14 protein-coding genes are annotated in these 15,499 nt (G+C 61.2%); all 14 read left to right on the forward strand.

Annotated elements, in window-relative coordinates; genetic code table 11:
- Positions 1–2 precede the first annotated feature (2 nt).
- The 14 genes from LOY69_RS08170 (at position 3) to LOY69_RS08235 (ending at position 15,431) form a co-directional block, all read left to right on the forward strand.
- Entirely contained in the window at positions 3–860 is an 858-nt protein-coding gene (locus LOY69_RS08170; protein WP_265074370.1) for an NAD-dependent epimerase/dehydratase family protein, read from the forward strand.
- A complete protein-coding gene (locus LOY69_RS08175) occupies positions 850–1,920 on the forward strand; it encodes a class I SAM-dependent methyltransferase (protein WP_110595148.1) in 1,071 nt (356 codons plus the stop codon). The genes LOY69_RS08170 and LOY69_RS08175 overlap by 11 nt, the downstream gene beginning before the upstream one ends.
- 20 nt (positions 1,921–1,940) lie before the next feature.
- Entirely contained in the window at positions 1,941–2,678 is a 738-nt protein-coding gene (locus LOY69_RS08180; RefSeq protein ID WP_102878847.1) for a cephalosporin hydroxylase family protein, read from the forward strand.
- Between the two features lie 51 nt (positions 2,679–2,729).
- Complete coding sequence (locus tag LOY69_RS08185; RefSeq protein ID WP_265074371.1) at positions 2,730–5,663, forward strand: TIGR00180 family glycosyltransferase; 2,934 nt, start codon at positions 2,730–2,732, stop codon at positions 5,661–5,663.
- 10 nt (positions 5,664–5,673) lie between these two features.
- Entirely contained in the window at positions 5,674–6,675 is a 1,002-nt protein-coding gene (pseB, locus tag LOY69_RS08190) for a UDP-N-acetylglucosamine 4,6-dehydratase (inverting) (protein WP_102878849.1), read from the forward strand.
- Positions 6,672–7,844 (forward strand): UDP-4-amino-4,6-dideoxy-N-acetyl-beta-L-altrosamine transaminase, encoded by a 1,173-nt coding sequence (gene pseC, locus LOY69_RS08195; RefSeq protein ID WP_265074372.1) that lies wholly within the window; start codon positions 6,672–6,674, stop codon positions 7,842–7,844. The genes pseB and pseC overlap by 4 nt, the downstream gene beginning before the upstream one ends.
- Complete coding sequence (gene pseF / locus LOY69_RS08200; RefSeq protein WP_102864038.1) at positions 7,841–8,548, forward strand: pseudaminic acid cytidylyltransferase; 708 nt, start codon at positions 7,841–7,843, stop codon at positions 8,546–8,548. The genes pseC and pseF overlap by 4 nt, the downstream gene beginning before the upstream one ends.
- Complete coding sequence (gene pseG, locus LOY69_RS08205) at positions 8,545–10,050, forward strand: UDP-2,4-diacetamido-2,4,6-trideoxy-beta-L-altropyranose hydrolase (protein WP_265074373.1); 1,506 nt, start codon at positions 8,545–8,547, stop codon at positions 10,048–10,050. Before pseF ends, pseG begins: the two co-directional genes overlap by 4 nt.
- The gene (pseI, locus tag LOY69_RS08210) at positions 10,043–11,095 is read left to right on the forward strand and encodes a pseudaminic acid synthase (protein ID WP_102864036.1); all 1,053 of its coding nucleotides are present in this window, start codon (positions 10,043–10,045) and stop codon (positions 11,093–11,095) included. Before pseG ends, pseI begins: the two co-directional genes overlap by 8 nt.
- 231 nt (positions 11,096–11,326) lie before the next feature.
- On the forward strand, positions 11,327–12,253 hold the full coding sequence (locus LOY69_RS08215; RefSeq protein WP_102864035.1) for a ketoacyl-ACP synthase III: 927 nt from the start codon (positions 11,327–11,329) through the stop codon (positions 12,251–12,253).
- 82 nt (positions 12,254–12,335) lie between these two features.
- Positions 12,336–13,625 carry a motility associated factor glycosyltransferase family protein gene (locus tag LOY69_RS08220; protein WP_265074374.1) on the forward strand — a complete coding sequence of 430 codons (1,290 nt, stop codon included), beginning with the start codon at positions 12,336–12,338 and terminating at the stop codon, positions 13,623–13,625.
- Positions 13,622–13,891, forward strand: coding sequence for a hypothetical protein (locus tag LOY69_RS08225; protein WP_102878854.1), 270 nt, complete (start codon positions 13,622–13,624; stop codon positions 13,889–13,891). Before LOY69_RS08220 ends, LOY69_RS08225 begins: the two co-directional genes overlap by 4 nt.
- Positions 13,892–14,134: 243 nt before the next feature.
- Positions 14,135–14,986, forward strand: a complete 852-nt coding sequence (locus LOY69_RS08230; RefSeq protein WP_060838138.1) for a flagellin domain-containing protein — start codon at positions 14,135–14,137, stop codon at positions 14,984–14,986.
- Between the two features lie 73 nt (positions 14,987–15,059).
- Positions 15,060–15,431, forward strand: a complete 372-nt coding sequence (locus tag LOY69_RS08235; RefSeq protein ID WP_110595156.1) for a flagellar protein FlaG — start codon at positions 15,060–15,062, stop codon at positions 15,429–15,431.
- Positions 15,432–15,499: the final 68 nt, after the last annotated feature.

Consider the following 15,499-nt stretch of genomic DNA (forward strand, 5'->3'; position numbering starts at 1 on the left):
GCATGACGGTGCTGGTCACCGGCGCCACCGGCTTTGTCGGCCGGCATCTGGTCGCGGCCTTGCTGGCCCGGGGTTGCCGGGTCCGGGCGCTGGCCCGGGATCTGGACAAGGCGCGGCAGATGCCCTGGTTCGACGCGGTAGAGTTTCGCGCGCTGGATGTGCATGACCCGCAGCTGGATGTCGCGGCCCTGGTGGACGGGGTCGATGCCTTGGCCCATCTGGCCTGGCCCGGATTGCCGAACTACCAGGCGCTGTTTCACCTGGAGCACAACCTGATGGCCGACTATCGCTTTATCAAGGCGGTGGTCGAGGCGGGGGTGAGCCAGGTGCTGGTCACCGGCACCTGCTTCGAGTACGGCATGCAGAGTGGACCTTTGACAGAGCAGACCGAGGCTCGTCCAGGCAATCCCTACGGCTTGGCCAAGCACAGCCTGCACCTGTTCCTCCAGGCCCTGCAGCAGCAGTTGCCCTTCAGCTTGCAGTGGGCGCGGCTGTTCTACCTGCATGGCCCCGGACAGAATCCCAAGAGCCTGCTGGCGGCACTGGATCGAGCGATCGATGCCGGTGACGAGGTTTTCAATATGTCCGGCGGCGAACAACTGCGGGACTACCTGGACATCGAGGCGGCTGCCGGCTACCTGACGGCGCTGCTCGAGCAGCGAGAATTTTCCGGGGTGGTCAATTGCTCCAGCGGCCGGCCAATAGCCGTGCGTTCCCTGGTGGAGCAGCGCATCGCCCAGCGCGGTTCGGCGATTCGCCTGAACCTGGGGCATTACCCGTACCCGGACTACGAACCCATGGCGTTCTGGGGCTTGAACCAGCGCTTGCTGCAAATAACAGGAGCCGAACATGGCGCATGAGTTGTATCGGGTCGCCGACTTGCCGGTGTTGCAGAACCGTACCTTCGCCGATGCCCAGAGTGCCCGGGCCTCGGCGTCTGCGGACATCGTGCTGGTGCAGGATCTCAAGAGCGGGCTGATCTTCAATCAGGCCTTCGATGCCGACAAGCTCAGCTACGACAGCGACTACCAGAACGAACAGGCCCATTCGGCGCAGTTCCAGCAGCACCTGATGGATGTGGAGGGCATCATCGCCCGGCACTTCAAGGGGCGCGAGCTGATCGAGGTCGGTTGCGGCAAGGGCTACTTCCTCGAACTGCTGCGCAGTGAGGGCTATGCCATCACCGGCATCGACCCGGCCTACGAGGGGACCAACCCCGAGGTGATCAAGGCGCCTTTCACCCGTGGCCTGGGGCTGGCTGCCGAGGCCATCGTGTTGCGTCATGTGCTGGAGCATATTGCTGATCCGCTGGCCTTTCTGGCAGAGATTGCCGATGCCAACCAGGGCGGGCAGATCTATATCGAAGTGCCGTGTTTCGACTGGATTCTCGAGCATCGCGCCTGGTTCGACGTGTTCTATGAGCACGTCAACTACTTCCGCCTCGAGGACCTGCAGCGCATGTTCGGCACCGTGCACGAGGCCGGGCACCTGTTCGGCGGCCAGTACCTATATGTGGTGGCGGACCTGGGCAGCTTGACGTCGTCGTTGCCGGCGCCGATCCAGCCCTTGCAGATGCCTGCGGATTTCACCGCCAGCATCGAGTGCGCCAAACGCATCATCGGCTCGGCGCCGCACACCGCTGCCGGGATCTGGGGCGCGTCGTCCAAGGGCGTGATCTATTCGCTGTTCCTGCAACGCGCGGGTGTGGCGGTGGATCAGGTCGTCGATATCAACCCGGCCAAACAGGGCCGGTACCTGCCGCTCAGTGGCATGCGTGTGTCATCGCCACAAGAAGCCATGGAGGCACTGCCGGCAGGCGCCAACCTGTTCGTGATGAATTCCAACTACCTCGAAGAAATCAAGCGCATGACCGACGGCCGTTATGTCTATCACGCCGTCGACAGCGCTTCGTTCAGCTAATTTGCCATTGAGAACCGAACATGACCGAGCACAACGTCATTCAAGCCTTTGAACAAGAATGCCAGGCGCAGATCAGCGCCCAGGGCCAGGATGAGAAACTCAAGGGCCTGGCCCGTGACTTTTTCAACGAGTCCGCGACCCACAAGTACAGCTATCACTTTTCCTGGATGGGCCGGCCGATCATCCAGCTGCCCCAGGACATGATGGCGATGCAGGAAATCATCTGGCAGGTCAAGCCGGACCTGGTGATCGAATGCGGTATCGCCCACGGCGGCTCGATCATCTACTACGCCTCGCTGCTGGAGTTGCAGGGCCATGGCGAAGTGCTGGGCATCGACCTGGATATCCGCCCGCACAACCGCGAAGCCATCGAGCAGCATCCGATGAGCAAGCGGATCCGCATGATCGAAGGTTCGAGCATCGACCCGGCCATCGCCGAGCAGGTACGGGCTGCAGCCGCCGGCAAGAAGGTGATTCTGGTCCTGGACTCCAACCATACTCACGAGCACGTGCTCGAAGAGCTGCGTCTGTATGCGCCGCTGGTGTCGGTGGACAGCTACTGCGTGGTCATGGACACCGTGGTCGAGGACATGCCGGAAAGCTTCTTCCCGGATCGTCCGTGGGGCCCGGGTGACAACCCGAAAACCGCGGTCTGGGCCTATCTGGAGGAGAACCGCGATTTCGAGATCGACTACCAGATGCAGAACAAGCTGCTGATCACCGTGGCGCCGGACGGTTACCTGCGTCGGGTTCGTTAACTATCAATGGTTGCAGGTTCAAGGCGTTTGGCCGGTTGTGGGGAAGTACCTATGTGGGTTGGAGACAAAGCAATGAATGACAAAGCACCCCTGAGTGAGCGTTTCACCCTTGTGCTGTTGTCCCACAACCGCAAAGCGTTCATGCGGCGCACCTTGCAGTATTACAGCACCTATCCGTGCTCGATCCTGGTACTGGATTCGTCGTTGGAGGCGGATGAGTCCCTGGCGCAGCTCTATCCCCAGGTCGACTACCGGCATCTGCCGCAGTTCGGCTACAAGGGCCTGCAGGACAAGCTGACCTACGGCATGAGCCTGGTGACCACGCCTTATATGGCGTTCGCTGCCGATGACGATTTTCTCCTCCATGATGCGCTGACCAGCTCCCTGGAGTTTCTTGAGGCCCATCCCGACTACGGGCTGTGCCATGGCTACGGGATGATGTATCTGGCCCGGGCTTCGGAAACCAATTACTACCGCCGTGATCGCCGGGTCATGGAGGACTATGACGCCGATGATGCCCAGGATCGGGTGATGAACTTCATGGGGCATTTCCTGCCGCCGTTCTATGCGGTAACCCGCACCGACCTGCTGCGCCAGTGGTATGAGCTGCTGCCGCCGGGAGTGAGTTTCGAATGGCAGGAAATCGGTCACTCCTTCTTCCTGCTGGCCTGTGCCAAGGCGCGGATCCTGCCGATTCCGTTTGCCGTGCGTGAGGCCAACTACGGGGCCTCGGAGCACAACACCAATGTGCTGACGGTGCTGACCTACAAGGACGCGCAATCGGTGGCCCAGCGTGAGGCGTTCGCCGAGTTCCTCGCCTCGCTGCCCACCGGTTTCAGTGGTCGGGACCCCGAGCAGGTGAAGCAGATCGCCCTGGACAGTTTCACCGCCATGGCCGACTGCCTGCTCAGCGGTCGTTCCCTCAAGGGCACGGCGATCTTTCGTTCGGCCTGGGTCGAGGTCGGGGCCGAGCCGGTACGCTCTTTCGGTCCCGAGCAGTTTGTCGAGATGCCGTTCTACAACCAGCCGATGTTCGATCTGCTGACCGAGTTGGAATTCCTCATGCATGCCATGCCCACCGGGCGTCTGCAGCTCAAAGAGCTGGAGGGTGTGTTGCTGCGTCAGGAAGAGTTGATGCGGGTTCATCCCAACGACACACCAGAGAGCCTGCGCGCCCGGTTGTGGGAAGCGCTGACCCTGAACCTGTTCAACCGCGAGGTGGTCAAGCGCCTGGCCGAGTCGATGCAAGACAGCGACGAGCCCGAGGAGGCGCGCAAGCTGCAGGCCTGGGCCGAGCGCCTGGCGTCGGTACCGGGGTCGGACAGCCGTGCGTTGTTCAACGCGACCGAGTCGGGACGCTTGCTCAAATGGCTCGAGGCCCGTGCTCCGGAGCCGGCACAGTTGAGTGCCATCGCTGCGCACCTGGCCCGCCATGCCGGTGGCCCGCAAGTGCAGATCCTGCTGCTGGACCTGGACGCTGACCTGGTCAAGTTGCAGGCCACGCTCGACAGCCTGCTGGCCGGTCATTACAAGGCGTTCAAACTGGTGGTGTTCACCACGGGCGAGCTGCCGGCCACCACCACGGCCCAGGACACCTTGCATTTCGTCAAGGTCACGGAAAACAACTACGTCGAGCGCATCAATCAGGCCATGGCCCAGTCCCGTGCCGACTGGGTGCTGTTGGCCGAGGCCGGTGATCAGTTCACCGCCAGCGGCCTGCTGCGGGCGAGCCTGGAATTGCTCGGCGCCGAAGGCATTCGTGCCGTGGCCATGGACGAGATCCAGCGCCGTGCCGATGCCACTTTGACTTCGGTGTTCCGCCCCGGGGTCAACCTCGATCAATTGCAAGGCACACCGGCGCTGATGGCCCGGCATTGGTTGCTGGACCGCGAGACGGTGCTGCAGGCTGGTGGTTTCTCCCGTGAGCTCAAGCAGGCGCTGGAGTTGGACCTGCTGCTGCGCCTGATCCAGGACGGCGGCCTGGCCGGTCTGGCCCACCTGGCCGAGCCCTTGCTGATTTGTCAGGCTCCGGGGGACGAGGCTGACGCCGAAGAGCGGCAGGTGCTGACCCGGCACCTGGCCGCACGAGGCTATCGCGCTCAGGTCGGTTCGGCGCAGCCGGGTACCTACCAGATCGAGTATCAGCACGCCGAGCGGCCGTTGGTATCGATCATCCTGCCCAGCCAGGACAATTTCGCCGAGTTGCAACGTTGCCTGGTCAGCGTGCTGCAGCGCACCCGCTACCAGCGCTATGAAGTGCTGATCGCCGAAAACCACAACCAGAGTGTCGAGCTCGACAGCTGGCTGACCAGCCTGGAAGGCCGCGGCGAGCGCATTCGTGTGTTGCGCAGTGGCCAACGCCTGAGCGCTTCGGCTTTGTTCAACATGGCTTGCCGGGAAGCTCGGGGCGAGTACCTGGTGCTGCTTGCGGCCGATGCTGAGGTGGTCAACGCCAACTGGATCGAGAGCTTGCTCAACCAGGCTCAACGCCCGGAAGTCGGGATTGTTGGCGCCAAGCTGGTGAACGAAAACGGCGTGACCACCCAGGCCGGGCTGATCCTGGGGTTCGACGGCCACCTGGGTGCGGCCTTCGCCGGTGAGACCAAGGAGGCTGCGGGCTACATGAATAGCCTGTGGGTGGAGAAGAATTATTCAGCGGTGTCCGGTGCCTGTCTGATGATCGGCAAAGCGCTGTTCGAGGCGGTGGGCGGGCTGGATGAAGAGCATTTCGACCAGGCTTTCGCCGATGTCGACCTGTGCCTGAAAGTGGCCGATGCCGGTTACCTCACGGTACTGACGCCCCAGGCCCAGGTGCAGCATCCGGGGACGTTGCCGCAACACCCACAGGCGGCCGCGGCCCTGCAAGACAAATGGGCGGCACGCTTTGCCCAGGATAATGCCTATAACCAGAACCTGGCGTTGAGCGGCAAGGGTTTTGCCCTGGGTGCTGCCAGTGCGGTCAACTGGGCCCAGTTGCTCGGATAAGGATTCAGTCATGTTCAACGGCAAGTCGATTTTCATTTCCGGTGGCACCGGTTCGTTCGGGCGCAATTTCATTCGTCGTCTGCTGGAGCAGTATCAGCCCAAGCGGGTGGTGGTGTTTTCCCGTGACGAACTCAAACAGTATGAAATGCAGCAAACCTTCAATGCCCCTTGCATGCGTTATTTTCTCGGCGATGTGCGTGATGCCGAGCGTTTGCGCCAAGCCATGCGTGGCATCGACTATGTGATCCATGCTGCCGCCCTGAAGCAGGTGCCGGCTGCCGAGTACAACCCCACGGAATGCATTCGTACCAACGTCAATGGTGCGGAGAACATCATTGCCGCGGCCATCGACAACGGGGTGAAGAAGGTCGTGGCCTTGTCCACCGACAAGGCAGCGAGCCCGATCAACCTGTACGGCGCCACCAAACTGCTGTCGGACAAGCTGTTTGTGGCGGCGAACAATATTGCCGGTGAGCAGCCAACCCGGTTTGCCGTGGTGCGCTACGGCAATGTCGCCGGCTCCCGTGGTTCGGTCGTGCCGTTCTTCAGCAAGCTGATTGCCGAGGGCGCCAGGGAACTGCCGATCACCGATGAGCGCATGACGCGGTTCTGGATCACGCTGGATCACGGCGTGCAGTTTGTTCTGGACAGCTTTGCCCGTATGCATGGCGGTGAGATCTTCGTGCCCAAGATTCCCTCGATTCGCATTGTCGACCTGGCGTCGGGCATGGCCTCTCATCTGCCGCAGAAACAGGTGGGCATCCGTCCTGGGGAGAAGCTCCATGAGTTGATGGTGCCTCTGGATGATGCGCGCATGACCCTGGAGTTTGCCGATCACTACACGATTCAACCGTCCATTCGCTTCACCAGTGTCAATGTCGATTTTGCCGTTGATGGGGTCGGGGAGAGGGGCGTTTCGGTCGCCGAGGATTTCGAGTACCGCTCCGATACCAATCCGCACTTTCTCTCGGTGGGGCAGATTGCCGAGTTGCATGACGGGATTTCGGCATGATTCCGTACGGCCGCCAGAGCGTGGATCAGGCGGATATTGATGCGGTTCTGGCCGTCTTGCAGTCCGACTGGCTGACTCAGGGACCCACCATAGATGCCTTTGAGCAGGCCGTGGCGGCCCGTTGCGAAGCAGCCTTTGGGGTGGCCGTCTGCAATGCCACGGCGGCCTTGCACATTGCTTGCCTGGCGGCCGGCCTGGGGCCAGGCGATTGGCTGTGGACCAGCCCCAACACTTTTCTGGCTTCGGCCAACTGCGGGCGTTATTGCGGCGCGGATGTGGATTTTGTCGATATCGATCCGCAGACCTGGAATCTTGATGTCGAGGCCTTGGCTGGCAAGCTGCAGGTGGCCCAGGCCATGGGGCGCCTGCCCAAGGTGGTGGTGGCGGTGGCTTTTTCCGGACAGAGCTGTGACATGCGCCAGTTGGCGGAACTGGCCGAGCGTTATGCCTTCACCGTGATCGAGGACGCCTCTCACGCGGTGGGTGCGCGCTATGCCGGCCGGCCCGTCGGGTGCGGCGAGTTTGCCGCCATGACCGTGTTCAGCTTTCATCCGGTGAAGATCATTACCAGTGCCGAGGGAGGTATGGTTCTGACCAATCGTCCTGAGTTGGTGGATCGTTTACGGCGCTTGCGTAGCCACGGCATGACCCGTGATCCGCAACAGATGAGTGAGGCCAGCCATGGTCCCTGGTATTACCAGCAAGTGGAGCTGGGCTTCAACTATCGAATGACCGATCTTCAGGCGGCGCTGGGCTTGTCACAGTTGAAAAAACTGGATGGCTTTGTACAGCGACGCCAGTACCTGGCAGCCCGATACCAGCAGCTGTTGCAGGACTTGCCGTTGACGCTGCCCAAGGCTCAGGCTGATGCGCAGTCGGCCTGGCACCTGTATGTGGTGCGCTTGCAGCTCGACGGATTGCAGCGCTCCCATCGGCAGGTCTTCGAGGGGCTGCGTGAGGCGGGAATCGGGGTCAACCTGCATTACATTCCGGTGCACCTGCAGCCCTATTACCAGGCATTGGGCTTCGCCCAGGGGGACTTTCCCGAGGCTGAGCACTATTACGCAGAAGCCATCAGCCTGCCAATTTATCCCGGGTTGAGTGACAGCGAGCAGGACTATGTTGTCCAGCAGGTGCGACGCTGGATTCAGGAGCCGTCAATATCGTGAGCGCAATCGCCATCATTCCTGCCCGAGGCGGCAGCAAGCGTATCGCGCGCAAGAACCTCAGGGCCTTTGATGGGGTGCCGATGCTCGCTCGCTCCATCGACAAGGCCTTGAGTTGCGGATTGTTCCAGCGAGTGGTGGTCAGCACCGACGATCCAGAGATCGCCGAACTGGCGCTCGCCTGTGGCGCCGAGGTGCCGTTTATTCGGCCACAGTCCCTGGCAGATGACTTCACCGGCACGGCAGCGGTGATTGTCCATGCCCTGCAGGCATTGCAGGAGCAGGGGCAAGTGTTTGAGTACGCGTGTTGCATCTACGCCACCGCGCCCTTGCTGCAGGTGCGTTATCTGCGCCAGGGGCTGGAGACGCTGGTGCAGCACCCGGACAAGGCGTTCGCCTTCTCGGTGTGCAGCTTCGGCTTTCCCGTGCAGCGGGCGCTGACCCTCGATGAGCAGGGGGCGCTCAATGCCCTGTACCCGGAATTTCGCCAGAGCCGTTCCCAGGATCTGCCACCGGCCTATCAGGATGCCGGGCAGTTCTACTGGGGCAGGAGCCAGGCCTGGCTGGAGGGGGAGGTGCTGTTCTCGCCCCGCAGCCTGCCGGTGATCCTGCCCCGTCATCTGGTGCAGGACATCGATACCGAAGAGGACTGGCAGCGAGCTGAATACCTGTATGCCGCGCTGAAGGCCGCAGGAGAGCTGGAGTGAGGGTGCTGATCCGCGCCGATGCGTCGCCGGCCATCGGCAGTGGCCACGTGGCCCGCTGCCTGACCCTGGCCCAGGAACTGCGCCGTCAGGGTGCTGATGTGGCGTTCGCCTGTCGGCGTCTGCCCGGCCATCGCCTGGAGGCGCTGCGGGCCGAGGGCTTCCAGGCCTTTGAATTGCCGGAGTGCTACGTCGGCGAGCATCCAGAGCTGGGGATCGAGGCGCCTTTGCCCTGGCAGGCGGACATTGCCGCGCTGCAGCTGGCATTGGCCTCTCAGCCGGCCTTCGACTGGGTGCTGGTGGATCATTACGGCCTTGATCATCAATGGCAGAGCGCCGCTCGCCAATGGGCGCCGAGGATTGCAGCGATCGATGATCTGGCCAACCGCAAGCATGCCGTGGACCTGTTGCTGGACCAGAATTTCAGCGGCAGTGCCCAGGCTTATTCCGGATTGCACGATGCGTCGTGCCGGACCCTGTTCGGCCCGCACTACGCCTTGCTGCGCGAAGAGTTCCGCCGTCCACCGATATCGATCCGGCCACAGGCGCGGCGCTTGCTGGTGAACTTCGGCGGCTTCGATGCCGCCGGTCAGACCCACAAGGCCATGTTGGCACTGCTGGATTTTCACGATCTGCAGGTGGACTTCGTCGCCGGCAGCGGCAACCCTGACTGGCAGGCCATGCAGGCCCTGGCTGCCGAACGGCCGCACTGGCGACTGCACAGCTATGTGAAGGATTTCGCCGGGCTGTTGGTCGAGGCCGACCTGTGCCTGGGCGCGGGAGGCGGTACCAGCTGGGAGCGGGCGGTATTGGGCGTGCCTACGCTGTGCATCACCGTGGCCGCTAACCAGGAGGCCAATGCCCGGTTGCTGGCCGAGGCGGGTGCCCACTTGTACCTGGGGGCCTGTGAGCAGGTCAGCGTGGAGCAGGTGCGCCAGGCCCTGAGTCTGTTGCTGGGCAATCCGGGGCTGCGGCATAGCCTGTCTCGCCGGGCCCGCGAGCTGGTGGATGGTCGGGGCGTGCAGCGAGTGGCGGCGGCGTTATTCACTGCGGTACTGCGCTTGCGTCCGGCGACTGTGGAGGATGCCCGGCTGCTGTTCGAGGGGCGCAATGCTGAGCCTGTCAGGCGTTGGTCCCAGCAGCCTGAGGCGCTTGAGTGGCCGGACCATGTGCGCTGGCTGGAGGCCGCTGTGAATGATCCGCAGCGGCTGTTGCTGATAGCGGAAATAGCCGCGGGGGCCGTGGGGGTGCTGCGCTATGACCGCCAAGGCGTTCAGGTGGATGTGTCCATCTACCTGTTTGCCGAGCACCTGGGCTTGGGCTGGGGGCGGACGCTGCTGGAGCAGGGCGAGGCTTGGCTGGTGCGCCATTGGCCCGATGTGCAGCGTCTGGGGGCTAGGGTGCTGGCAGAGAATCAGGTTTCGCTGACATTGTTTCGCCGGGCCGGCTATTGCCAGGCGCCCTGCGAATTCACCCGTGTGTTGAAGGAACATCTGGATGACTAGTTTCAAGATCGGCTCGCGCTGCGTGGGCGCGGGTGCGGCGCCGTTGATCATCGCCGAGATGAGCGGCAACCATAATCAGTCGCTGGATGTGGCCCTGCAGATTGTCGAGGCCGCAGCCAGGGCCGGTGCCCATGCCCTGAAGTTGCAGACCTACACCGCCGACACCATGACCCTGGACCTGGATCAGGGAGAGTTCTTCATCAAGGACCCGGACAGCCTGTGGGCCGGTTCATCGCTTTACGACCTGTACCAGCGTGCCCATACGCCATGGGAGTGGCACGAGCCGATCTTCGCTCGGGCACGTGAGTTGGGCATGCTGGCGTTTTCCACGCCGTTCGACGAGAGCGCGGTGGACTTTCTCGAGAGCCTCGACGTTCCGGCCTACAAGATCGCCAGTTTTGAAAACACCGATCTGCCGCTGATTCGCCGGGTCGCCGCCACCGGCAAGCCGCTGATCATTTCCACCGGCATGGCCAGCATCGCCGAGCTGGACGAAAGCGTGCAGGCCGCCAGGCAGGCCGGCTGCCGGGATCTGGTATTGCTCAAGTGCACCAGCACCTATCCGGCTTCACCGGCCAACAGCAACCTGCTGACTATTCCTCATCTGCGGGAACTGTTCGGCTGTGAGGTGGGCTTGTCCGATCACAGCATGGGGGTTGGGGTCTCGGTGGCTGCTGTGGCCCTGGGCGCCACGGTGATCGAAAAGCACTTCACCCTGGACCGTTCGGCCGGTGGGGTCGACGCCAGTTTTTCCCTGGAGCCAGGGGAGTTGGCCAGCCTGGTGGTGGAAACCGAGCGGGCCTGGCAGGCCATGGGGCAAGTGCGCTATGGCGCTACTCAGGCCGAGAGCAAGTCGCTGATGTACCGTCGGTCGTTGTATGTCACTCGGGACATGCAGGCCGGGGAGCTGTTCAGTGCCGACAACGTGCGGGCAATCCGTCCCGGGCTGGGGCTGGCTCCCAAGCACTACGATGCGCTGCTCGGCCGTCGTGCGCGTCAGGCCCTCAAGCGCGGCACGGCACTGGACTGGGCGCTCATCGAATAGGCCTTTGTGTGGCTGATTCGGCAAAATAGCGTGACCTGTGAGTCATAACGTGCATCTTCACTGTATTGTATTGCCCGGGAAGATGGCGCCAGCCCTGCGTGACAGGACCCGTGATAGCCCTTGGTTCTTCCCGATGCCGTTGTGTTCGGCGCAAGTATCTGTGTTTCTTTCGGCAGCCCCTGCTCAGTGACTGAGCGGGGGTATTGAGCTGTTTATTATTGGGAAGCCGTAATGATTGGCATAAAAAGCATTGCGAGCTACGTGCCTGTAGCCGGCGTGGACAATTACGCACAAGGTGCAAAATTCGCCAAGGATGAAGATTTCATCCTGGGCAAGATTGGTTCTGCTTTTTTGCCGCGCAAAGACGATGGGCAAGAGACTTCCGATCTGTGTGTCGAAGCGGTCAATGCCCTGTTCGCCAGCAACCCGGAACTCAAGCGTGAAGCTATCGACGTATTGATCGTGGTCACCCAGAACGGTGACGAGGAGGGGCTGCCTCACACTGCCGCGATCGTTCAGGACAAACTGGGTCTGCCGACCACAGTGGCGGCTTTCGATATTTCGCTGGGCTGTTCCGGGTATGTCTACGGTATCTACGCCATCAAGGGCTTCATGGAAGCTGCGGGCCTGAAGAACGGCCTGTTGGTGACCGCCGATCCTTATTCGAAGATCGTCGATCCTGAAGACCGCAACACCACCATGCTGTTCGGCGATGCCGCCACCGCCACCTGGCTGGGTGAGGGCGCTACCTGGCAGTTGGGCAAGGCCAAGTTCGGCACCGATGGCTCCGGTGCTCCGCACCTGAAAGTCAGCGACGGCGTGTTCTTCATGAATGGCCGCCAGGTGTTCAACTTCGCGCTGCTCAAGGTACCTGCCCACTTGCACGAGTTGCTGGCCGAGTCGGGCTTGCAGCCTGACGATATCGATGCCTTCTGCATTCACCAGGGCAGTGCCGCGATTGTCGACGCCGTGGCCCGGCGTTTCGAGGGCGATCCGGACAAGTTCATCAAGGACATGGTGGAAACCGGTAACACGGTTTCCTCGAGCATTCCGCTGCTGCTGGAAAAGCACATGTTCGACTCCAGCTGGAAGCGCGTGGCTTTGAGTGGTTTCGGCGTTGGCTTGTCCTGGGGGTCGGCGATTATCTATCGCTCCTGACGCTCAGCTTCCGGCGGCACACGTAGCGCTCAAGGTGTAATCTTGAGCGCTATTTTTTTGCGCGAGTGATAAGCGAGGCAGCATGAGCGACAGCTTGGAACACAATGCCCGGATCTTGGGCGAGCGCTGGCCGGTGCTGCTGGAGCGGCTGCAGGCTGAAGACAGTGGTGCGTTGCAGGCCGATCTGGTTGAGGGGCTGGGCTCGACCCTGAGCATTGCAGGTATTCAGCTCACCAGTCGTCATGATCGTACCCGTGAGGCGCATACCCAGGCCTCCAGCCTGCCTGAGGCGCCGGTCCTGCATCTGTACGGCTGTGGCTTGGGGGATCTGCAACTGGCGTTGCTCCAGCGGCCGGAGCTGAAGCGCCTGTACGTGCACATCCTCAATGGCGCGGTGTTCAGGCTGGTGCTGCAACTGCTTGATCAGCAGGACTGGCTGGCCGATCCGCGGGTCGAGTTGCTGTATGCCGGCGATCTGCCGGAGATTCAACTGCCGTTCTTTGCCCTGCCGGCCGAGCTGGTGCTGGCCGATGACTACAACGCGAAGATTCGTGATCGGCTGATCAGCGAGACCCATCTGTCCTTCAACAATCGTTTGTTTTCGGCCGATACGCCGGATATCGCCGCGCGCCTGGCTGCCATCGAGCCCTGGGTTGGGGCGGATCGAGATGTTGCCGAACTGTTCGATCTTCACCCTGGGCGCGAGGTGTTCGTGATCGCTACGGGGCCAAGTCTGGAACAGCATTACCCGGCATTGCGGGCCGTGGCCGGACAACCTGAGCGACCGTTGTTGATCTGTGTGGATACGGCCTATCTGCCTCTGCTCAAGCAAGGCATCCGGGTGGACCTGGTGGTCAGTATCGATCAGCGAATCTCCACGCGGCACCTGCCGGGCCAGGGCAGTGAAGGCGTCGTCCTGGTCTATATGCCCCTGGCGGACCCGCTGGTTCTTGAAGGTTGGCAAGGGCCGCGGTATGTGGGCTATTCCTCCAGTCCAGTATTCCAGGCGTTGCGCCAGCGGTTGCCGCGGGCGCAGTTGCATGCCGGAGGCAGCGTGATTCATCCGGCCGTGGACCTCGCGGTGAAGATGGGAGGGAGGCGGATCACTCTGTTTGGTGCTGATTTCGCTTTTCCTCAGAATCGTACTCACGCCGGTTGGCAGGACGGTGATCTCGGGCCTCAGGCCGGCGTGGCCCGGCATTGGGTGATGGACGGTTACGGACAGCGGGTCAAGACTCAGCTCAACTTTCGCAGCTATCTGTGCGAGCTGGAGCGTTACATCGCGAGTCGGCCTGAAGTGGCGTTCTTCAATACCAGTCGCAGTGGCGCGATGATCCTGGGCACCACCTTCCATGGGGACTTTGTTCAATGACGCGACTTGAGCCTGTGTTTGATCGTGCGCGGGAAGTTGCCGATCTGTTCCGGCTGGGCCGGGATGTAGAAGCTGTAGGGGGCATGGTGGAGTTGTTCGAGCCCATACAGCTGTGGGTGGACAGTGCGCCGGTTTCGGTTCAGCAGGACTGGGCTCGGCTGCTGGGCCTGATGCTGGCCTGCCAGGAAATGCAGAACTGGTTGGGTCTGGCTGATTATCTTGAATATGAAATGTTGGATTGGCTGCAGGTTGGGCTCGACGGTTGACGAGGTATCCCATCTGAGGGCTCAAAGTTGGTTTTTGCGTGGGTTTTCTGGCGTCATTTTTTCGCTTGTTGATGGGCTTAACCCCTTGTTTTCCAAGGGGTGGCAGGGTGATGGCAAATATTTTTGAAAAAGCCCTAAAGCAACTTGCATTGGCGACGATAACTATTACGAAGGTTCTCTAGGCCATTACCCGGCGGTTGCCAGGGCCGGAAGCCGCAGTACCCAACCAACGAGGAATTCGTCATGGCTTTAACAGTAAACACTAACGTAACGTCGTTGAACGTTCAGAAGAACCTGAACCGCGCTTCCGACGCTCTGTCGACTTCGATGACTCGCCTGTCTTCCGGCCTGAAAATCAACAGTGCAAAAGACGACGCCGCCGGCCTGCAGATCGCTACCCGTATGACTTCGCAGATCCGTGGTCAGACCATGGCGATCAAGAACGCCAACGACGGTATCTCCATCGCCCAGACCGCTGAAGGCGCGATGCAAGAATCCACCAACATCCTGCAGCGTATGCGTGAACTGGCTGTTCAGTCGCGAAACGACTCCAACGGTACTCAAGACCGTGTTGCTCTGAACAAAGAATTTGCTCAGATGTCGGACGAACTGACCCGTATCGCCAAGTCGACCAACCTGAACGGCAAGAACCTGATCGACGGTACTGCTGGCACCATGACCTTCCAGGTTGGTTCCAACACTGGCGCTACCAACCAGATCACCATCACTCTGGCCAGCGGCTTCGACGCTGCAACCCTGAGCGTGGGTTCCGCGACCATCGCCATTACCGGTACTGACAGCACCACTGCTGAAGCCAGCACCAAAGCTGCTATGGACGCTATCGACAAGGCGCTGCAGACCATCAACTCCAGCCGTGCCGACCTCGGTGCTGCCCAGAACCGTCTGACCAGCACCATCTCCAACCTGCAGAACATCAACGAAAACGCCAGTGCTGCACTGGGTCGCGTACAAGATACCGACTTCGCTGCTGAAACTGCCCAGCTGACCAAGCAGCAGACTCTGCAACAAGCTTCGACCGCAGTTCTGGCCCAGGCCAACCAACTGCCATCCGCTGTACTGAAACTGCTTCAGTAATAGCTGGCTAAGCTTTGGCGGGGGAGTGCGCTGGTCGTGCTCTCTCGCTTTTTTACTTTAAGAGGTGATGGACATGGATATGAGCGTGAAGCTGAACTTGTCTTATCCAGCGGCCAAGCCGGTGACGCCCGTTGCTGACAAGCCCGTGGAGAAGCCTCGAGAGGTGGTGCCTGCTGTGGTTGAGGCTGCCAGCCAGGACAGCAAGAAAGATGCTCAGACCGAGCAGGACAAGTTGAAGATGGCCGTTCAGGAAATCGAGAAATTCGTCCAGTCGGTCAAGCGCAATCTGGAGTTCTCGATCGACGAGCCCTCCGGCCAGGTTGTGGTCAAGGTGATTGCCAGTGATTCGGGTGAGGTGGTTCGTCAGATCCCCAACGAAGAAGTGCTGAGATTGGCCAATAGCTTGAATGACGCCAGCAGTCTGCTGTTCAGCGCGAAAGTCTGATAGCTGGCATGAAACTTGTTGCTGTGTTCTTTTGGACGTTGTAGTGGTCAAAAGACCGGCGGCACACT

The sequence above is a fragment of the Pseudomonas sp. B21-059 genome, from assembly GCF_026016285.1.
GTDB lineage: Bacteria > Pseudomonadota > Gammaproteobacteria > Pseudomonadales > Pseudomonadaceae > Aquipseudomonas > Aquipseudomonas danubii.

Excerpts from the sequence above, each read along its gene's own strand:
- pseC (WP_265074372.1), top strand. The coding sequence starts at position 6,672 with ATGATTCCGTACGGCCGCCAGAGCGTGGATCAGGCGGATATTGATGCG.
- LOY69_RS08225 (WP_102878854.1), top strand. The coding sequence starts at position 13,622 with ATGACGCGACTTGAGCCTGTGTTTGATCGTGCGCGGGAAGTTGCCGAT.
- LOY69_RS08235 (WP_110595156.1), top strand. The coding sequence starts at position 15,060 with ATGGATATGAGCGTGAAGCTGAACTTGTCTTATCCAGCGGCCAAGCCG.
- pseB (WP_102878849.1), top strand. The coding sequence starts at position 5,674 with ATGTTCAACGGCAAGTCGATTTTCATTTCCGGTGGCACCGGTTCGTTC.
- LOY69_RS08230 (WP_060838138.1), top strand. The coding sequence starts at position 14,135 with ATGGCTTTAACAGTAAACACTAACGTAACGTCGTTGAACGTTCAGAAG.
- LOY69_RS08220 (WP_265074374.1), top strand. The coding sequence starts at position 12,336 with ATGAGCGACAGCTTGGAACACAATGCCCGGATCTTGGGCGAGCGCTGG.
- LOY69_RS08215 (WP_102864035.1), top strand. The coding sequence starts at position 11,327 with ATGATTGGCATAAAAAGCATTGCGAGCTACGTGCCTGTAGCCGGCGTG.
- LOY69_RS08185 (WP_265074371.1), top strand. The coding sequence starts at position 2,730 with ATGTGGGTTGGAGACAAAGCAATGAATGACAAAGCACCCCTGAGTGAG.
- LOY69_RS08175 (WP_110595148.1), top strand. The coding sequence starts at position 850 with ATGGCGCATGAGTTGTATCGGGTCGCCGACTTGCCGGTGTTGCAGAAC.
- pseI (WP_102864036.1), top strand. The coding sequence starts at position 10,043 with ATGACTAGTTTCAAGATCGGCTCGCGCTGCGTGGGCGCGGGTGCGGCG.
- LOY69_RS08180 (WP_102878847.1), top strand. The coding sequence starts at position 1,941 with ATGACCGAGCACAACGTCATTCAAGCCTTTGAACAAGAATGCCAGGCG.
- LOY69_RS08170 (WP_265074370.1), top strand. The coding sequence starts at position 3 with ATGACGGTGCTGGTCACCGGCGCCACCGGCTTTGTCGGCCGGCATCTG.